Origin of the sequence: Enterobacter cloacae complex sp. ECC445 (assembly GCF_021892025.1) — a bacterium.
GTDB classification, from domain to species: Bacteria; Pseudomonadota; Gammaproteobacteria; order Enterobacterales; family Enterobacteriaceae; genus Enterobacter; species Enterobacter chengduensis.
The window spans coordinates 52,859-74,234 of record NZ_JAKLRZ010000020.1; the positions used below are offsets into that span (position 1 = coordinate 52,859).

Here is a 21,376-nt window from a genome sequence, read left to right on the forward strand (position 1 = left end):
TTCTGGCTGGAGTTCCCCTAATGCATCTTGATATCGCCTGGCAGGAGGTTGATACCGTTCTGCTGGATATGGACGGCACGCTGCTCGATCTCGCCTTTGATAACTATTTCTGGCAAACGCTGGTTCCTGAAACCTATGGCCAGCAGCAGGGGATCACCCCGGCGGAAGCGCAGGCATTCATTCGTTCGCAATATAGTGCGGTCCAACATACGCTAAACTGGTACTGTCTTGACTACTGGAGCGAGCGCCTCGGTCTGGATATTTGTGCCATGACCACCGCCCAGGGCCCACGCGCCGTTCTGCGCGAGGATACCGTGCCCTTTCTGGACGCGCTGAAAGCCAGCGGCAAGCGCCGTATTTTGCTGACCAACGCGCATCCGCATAACCTGGCGGTGAAGCTGGAGCACACGGGTCTGGCATCGCACCTTGATTTATTACTTTCCACCCACACATTTGGTTATCCGAAAGAGGATCAGCGTTTGTGGCATGCGGTGAAGGAAGAGACGGGTTTGCAGCCGGAACGCACGCTGTTCATTGATGACAGCGAGCCCATTCTGGATTCCGCGGCAAGGTTTGGCATTCGCTACTGTCTGGGCGTCACCAATCCTGACTCTGGCCTGGCTGAAAAAAGCTATCTGCGCCACCCGGGACTGAACGACTATCGCCAGATGATCCCCTCGCTGACCGTGAAGGAGACGCCATGAAAGAAAAACCCTCAGACGGGGTAAGACTGGATAAATGGCTGTGGGCAGCCCGTTTTTATAAAACGCGCGCCCTTGCCCGCGAGATGGTTGACGGCGGTAAAGTGCATTACAACGGCCAGCGCAGCAAGCCGAGCAAGCTGGTTGAGCTGAATGCCACCTTAACGCTGCGTCAGGGCAACGATGAACGTACGGTGGTGATTAAAGCCATTACCGAACAGCGGCGGCCCGCAACGGAAGCCGTACTGCTTTATGAAGAGACGGCAGAGAGCATAGAAAAGCGCGAGAAGACCGCGCTGGCGCGCAAAATGAATGCGCTGACCATGCCCCACCCGGACCGGCGTCCGGATAAAAAAGAGCGCCGCGATCTGATGAAATTTAAACACGGTGAGACCGAGTAACCTCACCCGCACGAGAGATGAAAATGGCCCAACACGACCAATTACACCGCTATCTGTTTGAACAATTCGCCGTGCGCGGCGAGCTGGTCACCGTATCCGAAACCTGGAAACAGATTCTGGAAAACCACAACTACCCGCTGCCGGTGAAGACCCTGTTGGGCGAACTGCTGGTTGCCACCAGCCTGCTGACCGCAACGCTGAAATTTGCCGGTGATATCACCGTGCAGCTGCAGGGCGATGGTCCGATGACGCTGGCGGTGATCAACGGCAATAACCAGCAGCAGATGCGCGGCGTGGCGCGCGTTCAGGGCGACGTGCCTGAAAACGCGGACCTCAAAACGCTGGTGGGTAATGGCTACCTGGTGATCACCATCTCCCCTGAGGAAGGTGAACGCTATCAGGGCGTGGTGGGTCTGGAAGGCGACACCCTCGCTGCCTGCCTGGAAGATTACTTCATGCGTTCTGAACAGCTGCCGACGCGCCTGTTCATCCGCACCGGCGAAGTGGACGGCCAGCCCGCTGCGGGCGGTATGCTGCTGCAGGTTCTGCCTGCGCAGGATGCGCAGACCAATGACTTTGAGCACCTGGCGACGCTGACCGAAACCATTAAAGCGGAAGAGCTGTTCACCCTGTCTGCGACCGACGTGCTGTGGCGTCTGTACCACGAAGAAGAAGTAACCGTCTACGACCCGCAGTCCGTGGAATTTAAGTGCACCTGTTCCCGCGAGCGCTGCGCTGGCGCGCTGAAAACCCTGCCGGATGAAGAGATCGACAGCATCATGGCGGAAGACGGCGAAATTGATATGCACTGTGACTACTGCGGTACGCACTATGTGTTCAATTCGATGGATATCGCTGAGATCCGCAACAACGCCTCCCCGGCGGATCCGCAGGTTCACTAAGCCTCTTTTCCCCCTCACCCTGCCCTCTCCCCAAAGGGGAGAGGGTGTATGAGTGACTTCTCCCCTTTGGGGAGAGGGTTAGGGTGAGGGGTAACCCCCCTCAAGCTGAATCGTTTTCCCAATGTAACTCTTACGTAATTTTCTTACGTGTATGCGATTACATTCACATTCCTTCCGATAAAATCACCAGCGTTTAACCTTTTAGGAACATTTTCCCCACCCAAAAAGCGATTCCTGCGATAATCCGCCTGCGCTGTGACTGGAGTCGCAGCGTTTTCCGTTAGTAAGGGTTTTGTCCAGATGCATGAATCTATGAGCCCCGTCGCGGTAAACAACCTCAGAAAAACCCTACAATTTCAGGCAGTACATATTGGCTAAGGAGCAGTGATATGCGTGTTACTGGTTTAACCCCGCAAGATCTCAAGGCTTATGGTATTCACGACGTCCAGGAAATCGTCTACAACCCCGACTACGATACGCTGTATCAGGAAGAGCTCAATCCAGCACTGGAAGGATACGAGCGTGGTGTGTTGACGAATCTTGGTGCTATCGCCGTCGATACCGGTATTTTTACCGGTCGTTCGCCGAAAGATAAGTATATCGTCCGAGACGACACCACCCGCGATACGCTGTGGTGGGCTGACAAGGGCAAAGGGAAGAACGACAACAAACCGCTCTCCCCGGAAACCTGGCAGCACCTGAAAGGGCTCGTCACCCATCAACTTTCCGGCAAGCGTCTTTTCATTGTCGACGCTTTCTGCGGCGCTAACGCCGACACCCGTCTCTCCGTGCGTTTCATTACCGAAGTGGCCTGGCAGGCGCATTTCGTGAAGAACATGTTTATTCGTCCAACCGACGAAGAGCTGCAGGACTTCACGCCTGACTTCATCGTAATGAACGGCGCGAAATGCACCAACCCACAGTGGAAAGAGCAGGGCCTGAACTCCGAAAACTTTGTGGCCTTCAACCTGACCGAGCGTATCCAGCTGATCGGCGGTACCTGGTACGGCGGCGAGATGAAGAAAGGGATGTTCTCGGTCATGAACTACCTGCTGCCGCTGCGCGGCATCGCCTCCATGCACTGCTCGGCGAACGTCGGCGAGAAAGGCGACGTGGCGGTCTTCTTCGGCCTGTCCGGCACCGGGAAAACCACCCTGTCCACCGATCCGAAACGTCGTCTGATTGGCGATGACGAACACGGCTGGGACGATGACGGCGTGTTTAACTTTGAAGGCGGCTGCTACGCGAAGACCATTCGCCTGTCTGAAGAGGCGGAGCCGGATATCTTCCACGCGATCCGTCGCGATGCGCTGCTGGAAAACGTCACCGTGCGTGCCGACGGCTCTATCGACTTTGACGACGCCTCGAAAACCGAAAATACCCGCGTCTCATACCCGATCTACCACATCGACAACATCGTGAAGCCGGTGTCAAAAGCGGGCCATGCCACGAAGGTCATTTTCCTGACGGCGGATGCGTTCGGCGTGCTGCCTCCGGTATCTCGCCTGACGGCCAGCCAGACGCAGTACCACTTCCTCTCTGGCTTTACGGCCAAACTGGCGGGTACCGAGCGCGGCGTGACGGAGCCAACCCCAACCTTCTCCGCCTGCTTCGGCGCGGCCTTCCTGTCGCTGCACCCGACGCAGTACGCTGAAGTGCTGGTGAAACGCATGCAGGCATCCGGCGCGCAGGCATACCTGGTGAACACCGGCTGGAACGGCACCGGCAAACGTATCTCCATCAAAGATACCCGCGCCATTATCGACGCCATTCTGGACGGTTCTCTGGACGACGCCGAAACCTTCACGCTGCCGATGTTTGACCTGGCGATCCCAACGTCGCTGCCGGGTGTGGATACGCATATCCTCGACCCGCGCAACACGTACGGTTCGCCGGAACAGTGGCGCGAGAAGGCGGAATCGCTGGCGAAGCTGTTTATTGAGAACTTCGAGAAGTACACCGATACCCCGGCGGGTGCTGCGCTGGTGAGCGCGGGTCCAAAACTGTAGTCCATGTCGGGTGGCGGCTTCGCCTTACCCGACCTACGAAAAAGGGTGGCTCGTGCCACCCTTTTTTTAACTCTCTTTCACCTGCCCTCGCGTCACCGGCACCGGCAGCCAGGCGCGAATGCTCAACCCACCCCGCTCGCTGGTGCCAATCTCCAGCAGCCCGTTATGGTTATCGATAATCCGCTGAACAATCGCCAGGCCTAAGCCCGTACCGCTGGTGCTGCGCGCGCTGTCGCCGCGCACAAACGGCTGGAAAAGATGCTTACGCTGCTCGGGCTTGATGCCCGGACCGTCGTCTTCCACCTGGAACCAGGCGCGGTTGAGCTCAGAGCCGCTGCTGACCTTAATCCAGCCGTTGCCGTAGCGCGCCGCGTTGACCACCATGTTGGCAACCGCACGCTTTATAGAGAGCGGGTGCATGCGCACCTGAATCTCGCCCGCCTGAAGGTCGGTATCAATCTCCCGCTCGTAGCCGCTTTCCGCCGCCACCACTTCGCCCAGAACCGCGTTGAGATCCGCCATCTCCATCGGCATCTCCTGACCGGTGCGCAGGTAGTCGATGAACTGCTCAATGATGGCGTTACACTCTTCGATGTCCTTGTTGATGGACTCGGCGAGATAACCGTCCTGCTCGCCCATCATCTCCGTCGCCAGGCGGATGCGCGTCAGCGGCGTGCGCAGGTCATGACTCACGCCCGCCATCAGCAGCGTACGGTCATCCGCCAGCTGCTTCACCCCAGCCGCCATATGGTTAAACGCGCGCGTCACCGAACGGACTTCCGAGGCGCCATACTCGCGCAGCGGAGGGGGAATAATCCCTTTACCGACCTGCAGCGCAGCGTGCTCCAGGTCGACCAGCGGTCGGTTCTGTATGCGGATAAACAGCCAGGCGCCGCCTATCGCCAGCAGCATAATCGCCAGGGTGTAGCGGAACAGCGGCGAGAAGTCGCCCTGATGGATTTCCGTCAGCGGGACGCGCACCCAGATATTGGGCGACAGCCAGGTTTTCAGCCAGACGACGGGCGAGCTTTTGTTGACCTCAACGCGCACTTCCGTCGGCCCCCCCAGCTGCTGCGCCATCTGCTGGCTGAGGAATTCGTAGTGCTGCGCCCAGCGCAGGCCCGCGTCTTCTGCCGCCTCATTTGAGTAGAGCGAAATGCCCAGCTCACGGTAGATTTCACGGCGAAACGCGGGGGGGACCACCAGCTGCGTGCCGTCCTCCAGCTGCAGTTTGTCTGTCATTAGCATACGGACTTCGTAAGCCAGGACCTTATTAAACTGCTGGAGGCTCGGCAGAATCGCAAAGTTCAGCACCACCAGGTAGGTCGTCACCAGGCTGACGAACAGCAGGGTGACGATCAGTAACAGGGTGCGGGCAAACGAGCTTCGCGGCGAGAAGCGCATTCGCCTCATGCTTTAGAGCCGTCCGGGACAAACACGTAGCCCAGACCCCATACGGTCTGAATATAACGAGGGTGCGCAGGATCTTCTTCCACCATGCGGCGCAGGCGGGAGATCTGCACGTCGATAGAGCGTTCCATTGCGGAGTATTCGCGACCGCGCGCCAGGTTCATCAGCTTGTCACGGGAAAGCGGCTCACGCGGGTGGCTAACCAGCGCTTTCAGCACCGCAAACTCGCCGCTGGTGAGCGGCATAGGCTCGTCTTCACGGAACATCTCGCGCGTGCCGAGGTTCAGCTTGAACTTGCCGAACGCAATGACGGCTTCTTCCTGCGAAGGCGCGCCCGGCAGTTCGTTCGCCTGACGGCGCAGCACGGCGCGAATACGCGCCAGCAGCTCGCGCGGGTTAAACGGTTTTGGAATGTAGTCGTCCGCGCCGATTTCGAGGCCCACGATACGGTCAACTTCCTCGCCCTTCGCCGTCACCATGATGATCGGCATCGGGTTGCTCTGGCTGCGCAGACGGCGGCAGATAGAAAGCCCGTCTTCACCCGGCAGCATCAGATCGAGCACCATCAGGTGGAAAGATTCACGGGTCAGCAGACGGTCCATCTGCTCAGCGTTCGCGACGCTACGAACCTGGAAGCCCTGCTCGGTCAGATAACGTTCCAGCAGCGCACGCAGGCGCATGTCGTCATCCACGACCAGAATTTTGTAGTTCTCTTGCATTGTGTGTACTCCCAAAGGTTCGGATAGTCTTTGTAACAGCGTATTCTAAAAAAGTGCACGTATTCGACCAGTTAATTCTGGTATAAATTCTAGTCGAAATTGTTACAAAGCATATTTAACAGCAGCTTATCTGCTCATTTCATCACATAAATCATTATTAATCCTGTCTGTTACACTGTGTGGTACGTATTGTGCGCAAGACAGAAAAACGGCAGCAAAGGCTTTACCATGAAAACGCCCCTGATCACCCGCGAAGGGTATGAAAAACTCAAAAAAGAGATGGATTATCTCTGGCGCGAAGAGCGTCCGGAAGTGACCAAGAAAGTGACCTGGGCGGCAAGCCTGGGCGATCGCAGCGAAAACGCTGACTATCAGTACAATAAAAAGCGGCTACGCGAGATTGACCGCCGGGTTCGCTATCTGACGAAGTGCCTGGAGAACCTCAAAATCGTCGATTATTCCCCGCAGCAGGAGGGCAAAGTGTTCTTCGGCGCGTGGGTGGAGATTGAAAACGACGACGGTGACACCCTGCGTTTTCGCATCGTCGGCTACGATGAAATTTTTGGTCGTAAGGATTACATCTCCATCGACTCCCCGATGGCCCGCGCGCTGCTGAAAAAGGAAGTGGGCGATCTGGCCGTCGTGCAGACCCCAGCCGGTGAAGCCAGCTGGTATGTTAATGAGATCGTCTACGTAAAATAGTCCGAGAGCGCCCTCCCCGGCTGGCATTTTGCCGTGTCAGCCCGTATAACTATCCCCTGATTTTTTCGACTCAACAGATGATAAAGCCATGATGAAAGATTCGCTCTGCCGCATTATTGCGGGTGATATTCAGGCCAGAGCCGAACAGGTAGAAGCTGCCGTTCGCCTGCTTGATGAAGGGAACACCGTGCCGTTTATTGCACGCTATCGTAAGGAAGTCACCGGCGGTCTGGACGACACGCAGCTGCGTAACCTGGAGACCCGTCTGGGCTATCTGCGCGAGCTGGAAGAACGTCGTCAGGCGATCCTCAAGTCCATCGGCGAACAGGGCAAGCTGACCAGCGAACTGGAAAGCGCCATTAACGGCACCCTGAGCAAAACCGAACTCGAAGACCTCTATCTGCCGTACAAGCCGAAGCGCCGCACGCGCGGGCAAATTGCCATCGAAGCGGGCCTTGAGCCGCTGGCCGACCTGCTGTGGAACGAACCTTCCCACGATCCGGATACCGAAGCGGCGAAATTCATCGACGCCGACAAAGGCGTCGCGGACACCAAAGCCGCCCTCGACGGCGCACGCTACATTCTGATGGAGCGCTTCGCCGAAGACGCCGCGCTGCTGGCCAAAGTGCGTGATTACCTGTGGAAGAACGCGCACATCGTCTCTACCGTCGTGGCGGGGAAAGAGGAAGAAGGCGCGAAATTCCGCGACTACTTCGATCACCACGAACCGATCTCTACGACCCCTTCACACCGCGCGCTGGCGATGTTCCGCGGCCGCAACGAAGGCGTGCTGCAGCTCTCCCTGAATGCCGACCCGCAGTTTGACGAGCCGCCGAAAGAGAGCCACTGCGAGCAGATCATTATCGATCACCTCGGCCTGCGCCTGAACAACGCCCCGGCAGACGCCTGGCGTAAAGGCGTGGTGAGCTGGACCTGGCGCATCAAGGTGCTGATGCACCTCGAAACCGAGCTGATGGGCACCGTGCGCGAGCGCGCCGAAGATGAAGCCATCAACGTCTTCGCCCGTAACCTGCACGACCTGCTGATGGCCGCCCCTGCCGGCCTGCGCGCGACCATGGGTCTCGATCCGGGCCTGCGTACCGGCGTGAAGGTCGCTGTGGTTGACGGCACCGGCAAGCTGGTCGCCACCGACACCATCTACCCGCACACCGGCCAGGCAGCGAAAGCGGCCGTTGTGGTTGCCGCTCTGTGTGAAAAATACAACGTCGAGCTGGTCGCCATCGGCAACGGCACGGCGTCCCGCGAAACCGAGCGTTTCTACCTCGACGTGCAGAAGCAGTTCCCGAAAGTGACGGCACAGAAGGTGATCGTCAGCGAAGCGGGGGCCTCGGTCTATTCCGCGTCCGAGCTGGCGGCGCAGGAGTTCCCGGATCTGGACGTTTCCCTGCGCGGCGCGGTCTCAATCGCTCGCCGTCTGCAGGATCCGCTGGCGGAGCTGGTGAAGATCGACCCGAAATCCATCGGCGTTGGCCAGTACCAGCACGACGTGAGCCAGACTCAGCTGGCGCGCAAGCTGGATGCGGTGGTGGAAGACTGCGTAAACGCCGTCGGCGTGGACCTGAACACCGCCTCCGTTCCCCTGCTGACCCGCGTGGCGGGCTTAACCCGCATGATGGCGCAGAACATCGTCGCCTGGCGCGACGAGAACGGCCAGTTTCAGAACCGCCAGCAGTTGCTGAAGGTGAGCCGTCTGGGGCCAAAAGCCTTTGAGCAGTGCGCGGGCTTCCTGCGCATCAACCACGGCGATAACCCGCTGGACGCTTCCACCGTTCACCCGGAAGCCTACCCGGTGGTGGAACGTATTCTGGCCGCCACCGAGCAGGCCCTGAAGGATCTGATGGGCGACAGCAGCGCCCTGCGTAACCTGAAGGCCGTGGACTTTACCGACGACAAATTTGGTGTGCCTACCGTCACCGATATCATTAAAGAGCTGGAAAAGCCGGGCCGCGATCCGCGTCCCGAGTTTAAAACGGCGACCTTTGCCGACGGTGTGGAAACCATGAACGACCTGCTGCCCGGCATGGTGCTGGAAGGCGCGGTGACCAACGTTACCAACTTCGGCGCGTTTGTGGATATCGGCGTACATCAGGACGGTCTGGTCCATATCTCATCCCTGGCCGACAAGTTCGTTGAAGATCCGCACACCGTGGTCAAAGCGGGCGACATCGTGAAGGTCAAAGTGCTGGAAGTGGACCTGCAGCGCAAGCGTATCGCCCTGACCATGCGTCTGGACGAGCAGCCGGGTGACACCAACGCGCGCCGTGGCGGCAATGGCGGCGGCCGCGAGCAGCAGCGCCCGGCAGCGAAGGCGGCAAAACCGCGCGGACGTGAGGCACAGCCTGCGGGCAACAGCGCGATGATGGATGCGCTGGCGGCCGCGATGGGCAAGAAGCGCTAAGGTTGTCAATGCCCCTCACCCTAACCCTCTCCCCAAAGGGGAGAGGGGAATAAAATCATATCGAAATATATGAAACCGATTGCATAGCCATATTTAAACCACCAATTATCACCCCGTTAACAAATACCCCCTTTTCGTTTTCCAGGCAATTCAGCAAATATTGAGCAAGGTCAAACGGCCCGCAAATTAATACCGTAAACAACATTCCGTCACAGTTTTAATATTGCTGATAAAAACTATTCTCATTATCATCCCATAGTAGATAATTTAACCTTTCGTGGAATCAGGCGTTATGCAATTCACTCCAGACAGTGCGTGGAAAATTACCGGTTTTACCCGCGAAATTAGCCCGGCCTATCGGCAAAAGCTGCTGTCGCTGGGCATGCTGCCCGGCTCGTCATTTCAGGTCGTGCGCGTGGCGCCGTTAGGTGACCCGGTTCACATCGAAACCCGGCGCGTGAATCTGGTCCTGCGTAAGAAAGACCTCGCGTTAATAGAAGTCGAAGCGTTACCCCGATAACAAGCCAGCGGTTTCAGTGAGTCTAAAAAAATGAAAAAGTTAACGATTGGCTTAATTGGCAATCCTAATTCCGGCAAGACAACGCTTTTTAACCAGCTGACCGGTGCGCGCCAGCGCGTGGGCAACTGGGCGGGCGTGACGGTTGAGCGTAAAGAAGGCCAGTTCACGACAACGGACAACCAGGTCACCCTGGTTGATCTTCCCGGCACCTACTCCCTTACCACCATTTCGTCGCAAACCTCGCTCGATGAGCAAATTGCCTGCCACTACATTCTGAGCGGTGACGCTGACCTGCTGATCAACGTGGTCGACGCCTCCAACCTCGAGCGCAACCTCTACCTGACGCTGCAGCTGCTGGAGCTGGGTATTCCCTGCATTGTGGCGCTCAACATGCTCGACATTGCGGAGAAACAAAAGCTGCGCATCGACGTCGATGCGCTCTCCGCGCGCCTGGGCTGCCCGGTGGTCCCGCTGGTCTCGACGCGCGCTCGCGGTATTGATGCCCTGAAGCTGGCGATCGATCGCCACGCGGGCAATCGCGACGTTGAGCTGGTGCATTACGCGCAGCCGCTGCTGCGTGAAGCCGATCTGCTGGCGCAGGAGATGGACAAAAGCATGCCTGCGAAACAGCGCCTGTGGCTTGGCCTGCAGATGCTGGAAGGGGATATTTACAGCCGCGCCTACGCCGGGCATGCGGCAGATAAGCTGGACGCGACGGTGGCCCGTCTCAGCGACGAGCTGGACGACCCGGCGCTGCACATCGCCGATGCGCGTTACCAGGCCATCGCCTCGATTTGCGACGTGGTCAGTAACGCACTCACGGCAGAACCCAGCCGCTTCACGGCGGCGGTGGATAAGGTGGTGCTTAACCGCTTCCTCGGTTTGCCCATCTTCCTGCTGGTGATGTACGTGATGTTCCTGCTCGCCATCAACATCGGCGGCGCGCTCCAGCCGATTTTTGACGCCGGTTCCGTCGCGATCTTCGTACACGGGATTCAGTGGGTGGGCTACACCCTGCACTTCCCGGAATGGTTAACCATCTTCCTCGCGCAGGGGATCGGCGGCGGTATCAATACCGTTCTGCCGCTGGTGCCGCAGATTGGCATGATGTATCTGTTCCTCTCGTTCCTGGAAGATTCCGGCTACATGGCGCGCGCCGCGTTCGTGATGGACCGCCTGATGCAGGCCCTGGGTCTGCCCGGCAAATCCTTCGTTCCGCTGATTGTCGGCTTCGGCTGCAACGTGCCGTCGGTGATGGGCGCGCGCACCCTGGATGCACCGCGCGAGCGTCTGATGACCATCATGATGGCGCCGTTTATGTCCTGCGGTGCCCGTCTGGCCATCTTCGCCGTCTTTGCCGCCGCCTTCTTTGGGCAGCAGGGCGCGCTGGCGGTCTTCTCGCTGTACGTGCTGGGCATCGTGATGGCCATTCTCACGGGTCTGATGCTGAAACACACCATTATGCGCGGTGAAGCCTCGCCGTTCGTGATGGAGCTGCCGGTATATCACGTGCCGCATCTGAAAAGCCTGGTCATCCAGACCTGGCAGCGCCTGAAAGGCTTTGTCCTGCGCGCCGGTAAGGTGATTGTCATCGTCAGCATTTTCCTGAGCGCGCTGAACAGCTTCACCCTCAGCGGGCAGGCGGCAGATAACATCAACGACTCTGCTCTCGCCTCCGTCAGCCGCGTCATCACCCCGGTCTTCAAACCGATTGGCGTACATGAGGATAACTGGCAGGCGACCGTCGGGCTGTTCACCGGCGCGATGGCGAAAGAGGTGGTTGTCGGCACCCTGAACACGCTTTACACCGCGGAGAACATTCAGGAACAGGAATTTGATCCGGCCGCGTTTCACCTCGGTGACGAACTGCTGGGTGCCGTAGAGGAGACCTGGCAGAGCCTGAAGGACACCTTCAGCCTGAGCGTGCTGGCGAACCCGATTGAGGCCAGCAAAGGCGACGGCGAAATGGCGACCGGTGCCATGGGCGTGATGGGCGAGAAATTTGGCAGCGCGTCCGCGGCCTACAGCTATCTCATCTTCGTTCTGCTCTACATTCCGTGCATCTCGGTGATGGGGGCAATTGCCCGCGAATCCAGCCGCGGCTGGATGGGCTTCTCCATCCTGTGGGGGCTGAATATCGCCTACTCGCTGGCGACGCTGTTTTATCAGACCGTTAACTTCAGCCAGCACCCGCGCTACAGCCTGATCTGCATTCTCGCGGTCGTGCTGTTTAACGCGATCGTGCTCGGCCTGCTGCGCCGGGCACGCAGCCGCGTCGACATCGACCTGCTGGCAAACCGTAAAACCGCCGCGACCTGCTGCAGCAGCCCGGCTGGCGTCTGTCACTAAGGAGCACACCACATGGCATCGTTGATTCAGGTTCGTGACCTGCTGGCGCTGCAGGGGCGGATGGAGGCGAAACAGCTGAGCCTCAGCCTGCATACGCCGCAGCCGATGATCGATGCCATGCTGGAAAGACTGGAGGCCATGGGGAAAGCCGTGCGGATTCAGGAAGACGCGGACGGCTGTCTCTCCGGCAGCTGTAAAAGCTGTCCGGAAGGCAAGGCCTGCCTCAGGGAGTGGTGGACGCTGCGTTAACAAAGCCAGGCATCGCTGCCTGGCTTTATCGTATTACTTGTAGACGTCCGCCGTTGCGCGCACGTTTTTGGTCTGTTTTTCGGCGCTGGTGACAACGTAGTACGTTCCGCCCAGCTCATCCGCTTTCTTCGACAGCTCTTTTCTCGCGTCCATCGGCGCGGTGGTGTCAGACGTAGAAATTTCACCAATTTTCGTCAGATTCATTCCGGCAACTTTATCTTTTTCCAGCTCTTTTGCCGCAAAGACGCCAAAGGACAGTGACCCAATAACCAGAGAAGTGACAATACCTGTAACAAGTTTCATAGCCTGACTCTCCATAGGATTGTTGTTTTGATTATCGTAGGCAGAACAACCGCAACGACATCTCGAGTATGGTTGCGGTGTGTTACTTTTTCCAGGCTGGATAGAAAATAATCAGTCTAAACGTTGACTTAACGCAACGAGCGCTGAACAAAACTCCGTCGGATGAGAGATAAACGGGGCATGCGCGGCTTTGGCAATGACCTGCGATTCGCTGTCCGGCCAGAGCGCATCCAGAAGCGGAACCACTTTGCGCGGGACCAGGCCGTCAAGATAGCCATAGATACGCAGATGCGGCATCGCCAGCGCGGCCAGCGGCTCGCGCAGGTCGACCGTTTTCAGGATTTCAAGACCGCCGTTGAGCACTCCAACGTCCGGCATCGGCAAAGAGAGCACCACCTGCTTCAGCGCTCTGGCATCCTGTCGCGCGGTTTCCGTCCCCATCGTCTGCAGCGCGAGGAACCGCTCTACGGTCCGCTGAAAATCGTCGCTCAGCTGCTGCTGGAAGCCCGCCAGCACGTCAGGCTTTATGCCGGGCCACGCCTCCTGCGCGCTGAAGCAGGGCGAAGATGCAACGGTCACCAGCGCCATTACGCGTTCGGGCCAGGAAAGCGCAATCTGGCTCGCCACCAGCCCGCCAAGGCTCCAGCCCAGCCAGATGGCATGTTGCGGCGCCGCGTCAACCACCACCTGCGCCATCTCTTCGAGCGTCATCGCACCGTAGCCGTGGCTGCGGCCATACCCCGGTAGATCAACCAGATGCAATGTAAATTGCGAGGCAAGTTCCTCGTTTATGCAATGCCATACTTCCGCATTCAGGCCCCATCCGTGCAGCAGCACAAGATGGCAATTTCCTGTCCCAACGGTCTGCCACCACAGCGTCTTCATCCGTTACTGTTCTCTTTTTTGACATGGAGGTTGAACATGCTAACAGTGCCCGGCTTGTGCTGGCTATGCAAAATGCCGCTTGCCCTCAGCGCCTGGGGCATCTGCTCCGTCTGCACGGGCTCGCTGCAATGGCGAATCGGAACCTGCCCGCAATGTGGTTTACCGGCCACAAATACCTCGCTGCCCTGCGGCCGTTGCCTGAAAAAGTCCCCGCCGTGGCGCGCGCTGGTGGCGGTGGATGATTATGTTCCGCCGCTGAGCGGGCTAATTCACACGCTGAAGTTTTCCGGGCAGAGCGCGCTGGCACGGCCACTCGCCCGCCTGCTGTTGCTGGCGGTTTTGCAGGCACGACGTCACCGGGCGCTGGCGAAAGTCGACATGGTGGTGAATGTCCCCTTATACCGACGTCGGCACTGGCGTCGCGGCTATAACCAGAGTGACCTAATCTGCCGCCCCCTCGCCCGGTGGCTCGGCTGCCGGTACGAGGCCGGTGCGCTAACACGCGTACATGCCACCGCCATCCAGCATCAGCTCAGCGCCCGGCTGCGCAAAAGAAACCTCAAGAATGCCTTTCGGCTTGAATTGCCGGTCAACGGTCTCCATATCGCGATTGTGGATGATGTCGTCACCACGGGCAGTACCGTTGCTGAACTTTCCCGACTGCTTTTGCGAAGCGGCGCCGCGTCGGTTCAGGTATGGTGTCTGTGCCGTACCTTGTAGCCCTTCTTCAATGGGCGTATGATTATACCCAGGTAATTTAGTCAACTATTAGGCCAAAGCTATGATCCGTATTTCCGATTCTGCACAAGCGCACTTTGCCAAACTGCTGGCAAATCAGGAAGAAGGGACGCAGATCCGCGTGTTTGTGATCAATCCAGGCACGCCGAATGCAGAATGTGGTGTTTCTTATTGTCCTCCGGACGCCGTGGAAGCCACCGACACTGCCCTTAAGTTTGAACAGCTCACCGCCTACGTTGATGAGCTGAGCGCACCGTATCTTGAAGATGCGGAGATCGACTTCGTCACCGATCAGCTGGGCTCTCAGCTGACCCTGAAAGCGCCGAACGCGAAGATGCGTAAAGTGTCTGACGATGCCCCGCTGATGGAGCGCGTCGAGTATCTGCTGCAATCCCAGATCAACCCTCAGCTGGCGGGCCACGGCGGCCGCGTTTCCCTGATGGAAATCACGGAAGACGGCCTGGCGATCCTGCAGTTTGGCGGCGGCTGTAACGGCTGTTCAATGGTGGATGTGACCCTGAAAGAAGGGATCGAGAAGCAGCTGCTGAACGAGTTCCCGGAACTGAAGGGCGTGCGTGACCTGACCGAACACCAGCGCGGCGAGCACTCTTACTACTAAGCCGTCTGTCTTTGCCCGGTGGCGCTGCGCTTACCGGGCCTACAGAGACAGTGCGGTTTGATGCCCTCACCCTGGCCCTCTCCCACAGGGAGAGGGAACAAACACTAAAAACGGCAACGTGCGTTGCCGTTTTGCGTTTACCTCCCTCTATATGTTGAGCTGCGTCTCATAATTCACATTTTGCCTGCCAGGGTGATTCTCAATCACGCCATGTTACCCGTATCATTCTCGTGGGCACTAAACACACTCATAACAGCCGACTAAACTTAATGGTTTCCAAGGCATCAGTATTAGTGCCGTTACTTCTCTGTTCCCAGTTGGGACAATCGGAACGTGTCGTTGAAACAATGACGTTACCCATAACAATTCAAAGGCCAGGTAAATCATGCCATTAGTCATCGTTGCTATCGGTGTTGTGTTATTACTGCTCTTGATGATCCGTTTCAAAATGAACGGGTTTATCGCTCTGGTTCTGGTGGCACTTGCAGTCGGTCTGATGCAGGGCATGCCGCTGGTAAAAGTTATCAGCTCCATTAAAGCCGGCGTCGGCGGCACGCTCGGCAGCCTGGCGCTGATCATGGGCTTCGGCGCCATGCTCGGCAAAATGCTGGCGGACTGCGGTGGCGCCCAGCGTATTGCCACCACGCTTATCGACAAATTTGGCAAAAAGAACATTCAGTGGGCAGTGGTGTTAACCGGCTTTACCGTCGGCTTCGCGCTGTTCTATGAAGTGGGCTTCGTGCTGATGCTGCCGCTGGTGTTCACCATCGCGGCCGCGGCGAGCATCCCGCTGCTGTATGTCGGCGTGCCAATGGCTGCGGCGCTCTCCGTGACCCACGGCTTCCTGCCGCCGCACCCGGGCCCAACCGCTATCGCGACCATCTTCCATGCCGATATGGGTAAAACCCTGCTGTTCGGTACCATTCTGGCGATCCCGACGGTGATTCTGGCAGGCCCGGTGTATGCCCGCTTCCTGAAAGGCATCGATAAGCCGATTCCGGAAGGTCTGTACAGCGCCAAAACCTTCACCGAAGAAGAGATGCCTGGCTTTGGCGTCAGCGTCTGGACCTCTCTGGTACCGGTGATCCTGATGGCGATGCGCGCCGTAGCAGAGATGGTTCTGCCGAAAGGCCATGCGTTCCTGTCCGTCGCGGAATTCCTGGGTGACCCGGTGATGGCAACGCTGATTGCGGTGCTGATCGCGATGTTCACCTTCGGCCTTAACCGTGGGCGTTCAATGGATCAGATCAACGACACGCTGACCTCTTCCATCAAAATCATTGCCATGATGCTCCTGATCATCGGCGGTGGCGGCGCGTTCAAGCAGGTGCTGGTTGACAGCGGCGTGGATAAATACATCGCTGCCATGATGCATGAAACCAACGTGTCGCCGCTCCTGATGGCCTGGTCTATCGCCGCGGTTCTGCGTATTGCGCTGGGTTCTGCAACCGTTGCGGCGATCACCGCAGGCGGTATCGTTGCCCCGCTGATTGCCACCACGGGCGTGAGCCCTGAGCTGATGGTTATCGCCGTCGGTTCCGGTAGCGTGATTTTCTCTCACGTTAACGACCCGGGCTTCTGGCTGTTCAAGGAGTACTTCAACCTGACGATCGGTGAAACCATCAAGTCCTGGTCCGCGCTGGAAACCATTATTTCGGTGTGTGGTCTGGTCGGGGTGCTGCTGTTGAATATGGTGGTTTGATGCCCCTCACCCTAGCCCTCTCCCCATAGGGGAGAGGGAACCGATCGAGCCCCTCGCCCCTATGGGGAGAGGGGTTGGGGTGAGGGGTGTGATTTATCGCTCCTTACCCACCGCCCTTCTGCGCTTATCTAAATCCTTAATCAGCCTGTTCACCCCGTCATCGGCAAACATCTTCTCAAGCGTGGTGGACAATTTGCGACGCCAGTTCTTGTACTGATAGCTGGTGCCCGGAATGTTCACCGGCTCCGCCATATCAATCCAGTCTTCCGGCTGCAGGCCCAGCAGGGCGCTGTTGCTGTCGGCAATATAGCGCTGCAGGCCCCGATTGAGGGTGGCGGTCATCGACATCAATGACGCCTTATGCCCGGCACGTTTCGGCAGACAGCCCTGCTTGTGCAGCGCATCCAGCAGCCCCTGTTTGGAGAGCTCGCGGTCCTGATACAGGCCGCGCAGCACCTCTTCATCAGGATAGAGGCCCAGCGTTTTGCCGAGCGTCAGATCGCCGCTTTCCCAATAGCCACGAAGCGTAGGAAGGTCATGCGTCGTCGCGACTGCCATTGACTGTTCAGGGTACGCTTGCGGCGCGCGGAAGGTTTTCTCATGGTCGTTTTCAAAATAGAGCACTTTATAGGAGTAGACGCCGCTGTCGCGGAGCTTGCTGACGATTTCCACCGGCACGGTCCCGAGATCTTCACCGATCACCATGCACCGATGGCGCTTGCTTTCCAGGGCAAGGATCGACAGCAGATCGTCAACCGGATACTGCACGTACGCCCCGCGATCCGCCGTTTCACCGTACGGGATCCACCACAGGCGCAGCACGGACATCACGTGGTCAATACGCAGCGCCCCGCAATTCTGCATGTTCGCGCGCAGCAGGTCGATGAACGGCTCGTAGGCGCGCGCCGCCATGACGTGCGGATCCATCGGCGGTAATCCCCAGTTCTGGCCCAGCGGGCCCAGGATGTCCGGCGGCGCCCCCACGGAGGCCTTCAGGCAGTACAGCTCACGGTCGCACCAGGTTTCCGCACCGCCCTCCGCCACGCCCACGGCCAGATCGCGATACAGGCCGATCGGCATCTTATAGCCCTGGCTCACCTGCCAGCAGGCGGCAAACTGGCTGTACGCCAGCCACTGCAGCCACAGGTAGAAGTCCACTTCATCGGCATGTTTTTCACAAAACGCCTTCACTTCAGGCGTGTCGACGGATTGATACGCTTCAGGCCAGACCGGCCAGCCCCAGCGCATTTCATCCTCTTTCACCTGATACGCGTGCAGCGCATCGAACGCCGCCTGCCAGTAGAGGCTTTCCCCCTCCTGCATCACAAATTCGCGGAAGGCCGACATCTGCTCGTCGTCACGCTGCGAAAAGCCTTTCCACGCCAGGCGCAGCGCGGCCATTTTCAGCGCCATGACGGTGGAGTAATCCACCCAGTCGGCTTCGCGCGCCTGCTTCAGCGCCTGCTGCGTGGTGCTGAGTTTCCACCAGGCCTGCGCCTCCTGGCTGTTTTTGAAGTCATCTAAGGCGTTAACGTCGATATAAATCACGTTCAGCCAGCGGCGGGACGACGGGCTGTACGGGCTGGCGCTCTCCGGGTTCGCCGGATAGAGGGCGTGGATCGGGTTGAGGCCGATGAACGCGCCGCCGCGCTCGCCCACGGAGGCCAGCATGTTCTTCAGATCGCCAAAGTCGCCGATGCCCCAGTTGCTGTCGGAGCGCAGCGTGTAGAGCTGCACGCAGGCGCCCCACAGCTTTTTGCCTTCCAGCAGCGCCTGCGGCTCGTAGCAGCGTTTTGGCGCGACGATAATCCGGCAGTGAAAACGCTCTTCGCCCTGGGTGAGCGTCAGGCTGTGATAGCCCTCCGGCAGCTTCGCCGGAAGGGTAAACGTTTTGCCGCCGGTGGCGTGACCTTTGTGCTGATGCCCCTCTTCGGTGGTGAGCAGCCAGCTAAACTCGCCGCGCCCCTCCACCGCGAGCGCCATCTTTTTGCCTGCGGTGAATACCTTCACGTTCGGCACCGGTGCAGCCGACGCTTTCGCGTCGGTTTTGTGCATAGCATCCAGCAAACGTCTTTTGGTGTCGGCGCCAATAGACTGTGGTTTGCCGTGAGCATTAATGTAACTGAGGCTGATCCCCGCCGCCTGCGCGGCACTGTCCAGACGTTTACTCTCCATCGCGCTTCCTTAGCGTTTTGCCTGCCAGATACGAGCCTGATAATCACGGATTGAGCGGTCAGAGCTGAACATACCGCAGCGGGCGGTGTTCAGGATGCACGCCCGGGTCCACGCTTCCTGGTCGCGATACAGCACGTCGACCTGCTTTTGCGCTTCCACGTAGGCCGTGAAGTCCGCCATCACCAGATACGGGTCACCGCCGTGCTTGTCCATGCTGTGCAGCATCTGGTCAAACGCGTGCTTGTCGCCGTCGCTGTATTTACCGCTTTCCAGCTCTTTCAGCACCGCATCCAGCACCTTGTCTTTCTTACGCCATTTCACCGGGTCGTAGCCTTTGGCCTTGATGGCCTTCACCTCTTCCACGGTATGGCCGAAGATAAAGATATTCTCTTCACCGACCTTCTCGGCGATTTCGACGTTGGCCCCGTCGAGCGTGCCGACGGTCAGCGCGCCGTTAAGCGCCAGCTTCATGTTGCCGGTGCCGGACGCTTCTTTTCCGGCCGTCGAGATCTGCTCGGAGATATCCGCCGCCGGGATCAGCATTTCCGCCGCCGAGACGCAGTAATCCGGCAGGAACACCACCTTCAGCTTGTCGCCCACTTTCGGATCGCTGTTAATCGCTGCCGCCACTTTATTAATGGCGAGGATGATGTTTTTCGCCAGGTAGTAGCCCGGCGCCGCTTTCGCACCGAACAGGAACACGCGCGGCACGCGGTCGGCCTGCGGGTTCTCGCGGATCTCTTTGTACAGCGCCAGAATGTGCAGCAGGTTCAGGTGCTGGCGTTTGTACTCGTGCAGACGCTTGATCTGAATATCGAAAATCGCATTCGGGCTGATATCAATCCCGGTACGCACTTTCACAAACTCCGCCAGGCGAACCTTGTTCTCCAGCTTGATCGCGCGGTACTGCTCGCGGAAATTCGCGTCGTCAGCGTATTTTTCCAGGTTGATGAGCTGGTCCAGATCGTTGGCCCACTCTTTCTTCAGGGTCTTATCCAGCAGGCCGGCCAGCAGCGGGTTGCACTGCTTGATCCAGCGACGCGGCGTGATGCCGTTGGTCACGTTGTGGAATTTGGTCGGCCACAGCTGGTGATATTCCGGGAACAGATCTTTGACGACCAGATCCGAGTGTAGCGCCGCCACGCCGTTCACCGCAAAGCCGCTCACCACGCACATGTTCGCCATGCGTACCTGCTTATCGTGAACCACCGCCAGCTTCGCCCAGACCGCCTTGTTGCCCGGCCAGGTCTTGTCCACCAGGGTTTTAAACTGGTCGTTAATCTTGTTGATGATCTGCATGTGGCGCGGCAGCAGCGTTTTCACCAGCTTCTCATCCCAGCACTCCAGCGCTTCTGGCATCAGCGTGTGGTTGGTGTAGGCAAAGGTACGGCTGGTAATGGCCCAGGCGTCGTCCCAGCTCAGCTGATGCTCGTCGATCAGCACGCGCAGCAGTTCCGGGATGGCAATGGTCGGGTGCGTGTCGTTGAGCTGAATCACCTCGAAGTCCGGCAGCTGCGCCAGCTTGCGGCCCGCCAGGTGATGGCGACGCAGGATGTCCGCCACGGAGCAGGCGCACTGGAAGTACTGCTGCATCAGGCGCAGCTTTTTACCGGCCAAGTGGTTGTCGTTCGGGTAGAGGACTTTGGTCAGCTTCTCGGCGTCGATGCCCTGCTGCTCGGCCCGCAGGAAATCGCCGTCGTTGAATTTGGTCAGGTTAAACGGGTGGGCGTGTTTCGCCTGCCACAGACGCAGCGGCTGCGCCACGCCGTTACGGTAGCCAAGCACCGGCAGATCCCAGGCTTCGCCGGTAAGGGTGAACGCCGGTTCCCAGAGACCTTGTTTCGTCACTTTCCCGCCAATGCCCACCTGCACGTCAAGCTGCGCGTTGTGGCGGAACCACGGATAGGTATTGCGATGCCAGTCGTCCGGCGCTTCCATCTGATGGCCGTCAGCGAATGACTGGCGGAACAGGCCGTACTGGTAGTTCAGACCGTAACCGATAGCCGACTGGCCGACGGTCGCCATGGAGTCCAGGAAGCAGGCCGCCAGACGTCCCAGACCGCCGTTGCCCAGCGCCGGGTCAATCTCTTCTTCGAGCAGATCGGTCAGGTTAATGTCGTGTTCTTTAAGAACGTCGCCAACCTCCTGATACCAGCCGAGGTTCAACAGGTTGTTGCCCGTCAGACGGCCAATCAGGAACTCCATTGAAATGTAGTTTACATGACGCTGGTTCTTCACCGGCTTTGCCAAAGGCTGAGCATCCAGCTGTTCTGCGAGCGCACCGCTCACTGCCTGCCACCACTGGTGAGGCGTCATCTCGTTTGCAGCATGAAGGCCAAAACGCTGCCACTGACGCGTCAGGGCAGCCTGGAATTGAGCTTTGTTGAAGGTAGGCTGTGACATAGGGGATCGGCATCCTTTAGAAAGAAAACACAAGTTGGCGCTAGTGTGCCTGGCTCATTTCCCCTCTTCCTCCTCCCGAGGGGGATTAGACAGGGAGGAGTAGCGGGGATGAGCAGGAAAGTGTGATCAAGGCCACTCTCAGAGCATAGTTCGAGTGTGCCCGGAAGATA

Annotated in this window: 18 protein-coding genes; 12 read left to right on the forward strand and 6 right to left on the reverse strand. The window is 58.5% G+C overall.

What is annotated here, in order from left to right; all coding sequences use genetic code 11:
• The first annotated feature begins 20 nt into the window (after positions 1 to 20).
• From yrfG to pckA, 4 genes are all read left to right on the forward strand, one after another.
• The gene (gene yrfG / locus L6R44_RS15615; RefSeq protein ID WP_032644576.1) at positions 21 to 704 is read left to right on the forward strand and encodes a GMP/IMP nucleotidase; all 684 of its coding nucleotides are present in this window, start codon (positions 21 to 23) and stop codon (positions 702 to 704) included.
• The gene (hslR, locus tag L6R44_RS15620; protein ID WP_023333710.1) at positions 701 to 1,102 is read left to right on the forward strand and encodes a ribosome-associated heat shock protein Hsp15; all 402 of its coding nucleotides are present in this window, start codon (positions 701 to 703) and stop codon (positions 1,100 to 1,102) included. Before yrfG ends, hslR begins: the two co-directional genes overlap by 4 nt.
• A gap of 17 nt (positions 1,103 to 1,119) precedes the next feature.
• Positions 1,120 to 2,004: an Hsp33 family molecular chaperone HslO gene (gene hslO, locus L6R44_RS15625; protein WP_167513856.1), complete on the forward strand. Its 885-nt coding sequence runs from the start codon at positions 1,120 to 1,122 to the stop codon at positions 2,002 to 2,004.
• A 389-nt stretch (positions 2,005 to 2,393) separates the two neighbouring features.
• On the forward strand, positions 2,394 to 4,013 hold the full coding sequence (gene pckA / locus L6R44_RS15630) for a phosphoenolpyruvate carboxykinase (ATP) (protein ID WP_025758106.1): 1,620 nt from the start codon (positions 2,394 to 2,396) through the stop codon (positions 4,011 to 4,013).
• 66 nt (positions 4,014 to 4,079) lie between these two features.
• On the opposite strand, the gene envZ is transcribed toward pckA, so the two are convergent.
• Together envZ and ompR are read right to left on the reverse strand one after the other, a co-directional pair.
• Positions 4,080 to 5,426 (reverse strand): two-component system sensor histidine kinase EnvZ, encoded by a 1,347-nt coding sequence (envZ, locus tag L6R44_RS15635; RefSeq protein ID WP_120159446.1) that lies wholly within the window; start codon positions 5,424 to 5,426, stop codon positions 4,080 to 4,082.
• Positions 5,423 to 6,142, reverse strand: coding sequence for an osmolarity response regulator transcription factor OmpR (ompR, locus tag L6R44_RS15640; protein WP_001157751.1), 720 nt, complete (start codon positions 6,140 to 6,142; stop codon positions 5,423 to 5,425). The genes envZ and ompR overlap by 4 nt, the downstream gene beginning before the upstream one ends.
• Before the next feature lie 228 nt (positions 6,143 to 6,370).
• Here ompR and greB point away from each other — a divergent pair, with 228 nt between their 5' ends.
• The 5 genes from greB to feoC all read left to right on the forward strand — a co-directional run bounded on the left by greB (position 6,371) and on the right by feoC (position 12,381).
• Entirely contained in the window at positions 6,371 to 6,844 is a 474-nt protein-coding gene (gene greB / locus L6R44_RS15645; protein ID WP_014885539.1) for a transcription elongation factor GreB, read from the forward strand.
• An 88-nt stretch (positions 6,845 to 6,932) separates the two neighbouring features.
• Positions 6,933 to 9,263: a Tex family protein gene (locus L6R44_RS15650; protein WP_237424714.1), complete on the forward strand. Its 2,331-nt coding sequence runs from the start codon at positions 6,933 to 6,935 to the stop codon at positions 9,261 to 9,263.
• Between the two features lie 292 nt (positions 9,264 to 9,555).
• Positions 9,556 to 9,783: a ferrous iron transporter A gene (gene feoA / locus L6R44_RS15655; RefSeq protein WP_237424715.1), complete on the forward strand. Its 228-nt coding sequence runs from the start codon at positions 9,556 to 9,558 to the stop codon at positions 9,781 to 9,783.
• Between the two features lie 30 nt (positions 9,784 to 9,813).
• A complete protein-coding gene (gene feoB / locus L6R44_RS15660) occupies positions 9,814 to 12,132 on the forward strand; it encodes a Fe(2+) transporter permease subunit FeoB (RefSeq protein WP_237424716.1) in 2,319 nt (772 codons plus the stop codon).
• A gap of 12 nt (positions 12,133 to 12,144) precedes the next feature.
• On the forward strand, positions 12,145 to 12,381 hold the full coding sequence (feoC, locus tag L6R44_RS15665; RefSeq protein ID WP_136195946.1) for a [Fe-S]-dependent transcriptional repressor FeoC: 237 nt from the start codon (positions 12,145 to 12,147) through the stop codon (positions 12,379 to 12,381).
• 33 nt (positions 12,382 to 12,414) lie between these two features.
• Here feoC and L6R44_RS15670 read toward each other — a convergent pair whose 3' ends face one another.
• Both L6R44_RS15670 and bioH read right to left on the reverse strand, forming a co-directional pair.
• Positions 12,415 to 12,684 (reverse strand): YdgH/BhsA/McbA-like domain containing protein, encoded by a 270-nt coding sequence (locus L6R44_RS15670; RefSeq protein ID WP_023309499.1) that lies wholly within the window; start codon positions 12,682 to 12,684, stop codon positions 12,415 to 12,417.
• A gap of 111 nt (positions 12,685 to 12,795) precedes the next feature.
• The gene (bioH, locus tag L6R44_RS15675) at positions 12,796 to 13,569 is read right to left on the reverse strand and encodes a pimeloyl-ACP methyl ester esterase BioH (RefSeq protein WP_237424717.1); all 774 of its coding nucleotides are present in this window, start codon (positions 13,567 to 13,569) and stop codon (positions 12,796 to 12,798) included.
• 36 nt (positions 13,570 to 13,605) lie between these two features.
• Between bioH and gntX the strand changes: the two genes are divergently transcribed.
• The 3 genes from gntX to gntT all read left to right on the forward strand — a co-directional run bounded on the left by gntX (position 13,606) and on the right by gntT (position 16,628).
• Complete coding sequence (gene gntX / locus L6R44_RS15680; RefSeq protein WP_237424718.1) at positions 13,606 to 14,289, forward strand: DNA utilization protein GntX; 684 nt, start codon at positions 13,606 to 13,608, stop codon at positions 14,287 to 14,289.
• 61 nt (positions 14,290 to 14,350) lie between these two features.
• Positions 14,351 to 14,926 carry a Fe-S biogenesis protein NfuA gene (gene nfuA / locus L6R44_RS15685; protein WP_003861601.1) on the forward strand — a complete coding sequence of 192 codons (576 nt, stop codon included), beginning with the start codon at positions 14,351 to 14,353 and terminating at the stop codon, positions 14,924 to 14,926.
• Positions 14,927 to 15,311: 385 nt separating this feature from the next.
• Positions 15,312 to 16,628, forward strand: a complete 1,317-nt coding sequence (gene gntT / locus L6R44_RS15690) for a gluconate transporter (RefSeq protein WP_013099097.1) — start codon at positions 15,312 to 15,314, stop codon at positions 16,626 to 16,628.
• A 93-nt stretch (positions 16,629 to 16,721) separates the two neighbouring features.
• On the opposite strand, the gene malQ is transcribed toward gntT, so the two are convergent.
• Positions 16,722 to 18,803 (reverse strand): 4-alpha-glucanotransferase, encoded by a 2,082-nt coding sequence (malQ, locus tag L6R44_RS15695; RefSeq protein ID WP_237424719.1) that lies wholly within the window; start codon positions 18,801 to 18,803, stop codon positions 16,722 to 16,724.
• Between the two features lie 9 nt (positions 18,804 to 18,812).
• A complete protein-coding gene (gene malP, locus L6R44_RS15700) occupies positions 18,813 to 21,206 on the reverse strand; it encodes a maltodextrin phosphorylase (protein ID WP_237424720.1) in 2,394 nt (797 codons plus the stop codon).
• Positions 21,207 to 21,376 lie beyond the last annotated feature (170 nt).

Bases quoted from the DNA above. Each gene is read 5' to 3' on its own strand.
- malQ (WP_237424719.1), bottom strand. From the start codon at position 18,803: ATGGAGAGTAAACGTCTGGACAGTGCCGCGCAGGCGGCGGGGATCAGC.
- bioH (WP_237424717.1), bottom strand. From the start codon at position 13,569: ATGAAGACGCTGTGGTGGCAGACCGTTGGGACAGGAAATTGCCATCTT.
- greB (WP_014885539.1), top strand. From the start codon at position 6,371: ATGAAAACGCCCCTGATCACCCGCGAAGGGTATGAAAAACTCAAAAAA.
- yrfG (WP_032644576.1), top strand. From the start codon at position 21: ATGCATCTTGATATCGCCTGGCAGGAGGTTGATACCGTTCTGCTGGAT.
- ompR (WP_001157751.1), bottom strand. From the start codon at position 6,142: ATGCAAGAGAACTACAAAATTCTGGTCGTGGATGACGACATGCGCCTG.
- L6R44_RS15670 (WP_023309499.1), bottom strand. From the start codon at position 12,684: ATGAAACTTGTTACAGGTATTGTCACTTCTCTGGTTATTGGGTCACTG.
- feoA (WP_237424715.1), top strand. From the start codon at position 9,556: ATGCAATTCACTCCAGACAGTGCGTGGAAAATTACCGGTTTTACCCGC.
- nfuA (WP_003861601.1), top strand. From the start codon at position 14,351: ATGATCCGTATTTCCGATTCTGCACAAGCGCACTTTGCCAAACTGCTG.
- malP (WP_237424720.1), bottom strand. From the start codon at position 21,206: ATGTCACAGCCTACCTTCAACAAAGCTCAATTCCAGGCTGCCCTGACG.
- gntT (WP_013099097.1), top strand. From the start codon at position 15,312: ATGCCATTAGTCATCGTTGCTATCGGTGTTGTGTTATTACTGCTCTTG.
- hslO (WP_167513856.1), top strand. From the start codon at position 1,120: ATGAAAATGGCCCAACACGACCAATTACACCGCTATCTGTTTGAACAA.
- L6R44_RS15650 (WP_237424714.1), top strand. From the start codon at position 6,933: ATGATGAAAGATTCGCTCTGCCGCATTATTGCGGGTGATATTCAGGCC.
- feoC (WP_136195946.1), top strand. From the start codon at position 12,145: ATGGCATCGTTGATTCAGGTTCGTGACCTGCTGGCGCTGCAGGGGCGG.
- envZ (WP_120159446.1), bottom strand. From the start codon at position 5,426: ATGAGGCGAATGCGCTTCTCGCCGCGAAGCTCGTTTGCCCGCACCCTG.
- feoB (WP_237424716.1), top strand. From the start codon at position 9,814: ATGAAAAAGTTAACGATTGGCTTAATTGGCAATCCTAATTCCGGCAAG.
- pckA (WP_025758106.1), top strand. From the start codon at position 2,394: ATGCGTGTTACTGGTTTAACCCCGCAAGATCTCAAGGCTTATGGTATT.
- hslR (WP_023333710.1), top strand. From the start codon at position 701: ATGAAAGAAAAACCCTCAGACGGGGTAAGACTGGATAAATGGCTGTGG.
- gntX (WP_237424718.1), top strand. From the start codon at position 13,606: ATGCTAACAGTGCCCGGCTTGTGCTGGCTATGCAAAATGCCGCTTGCC.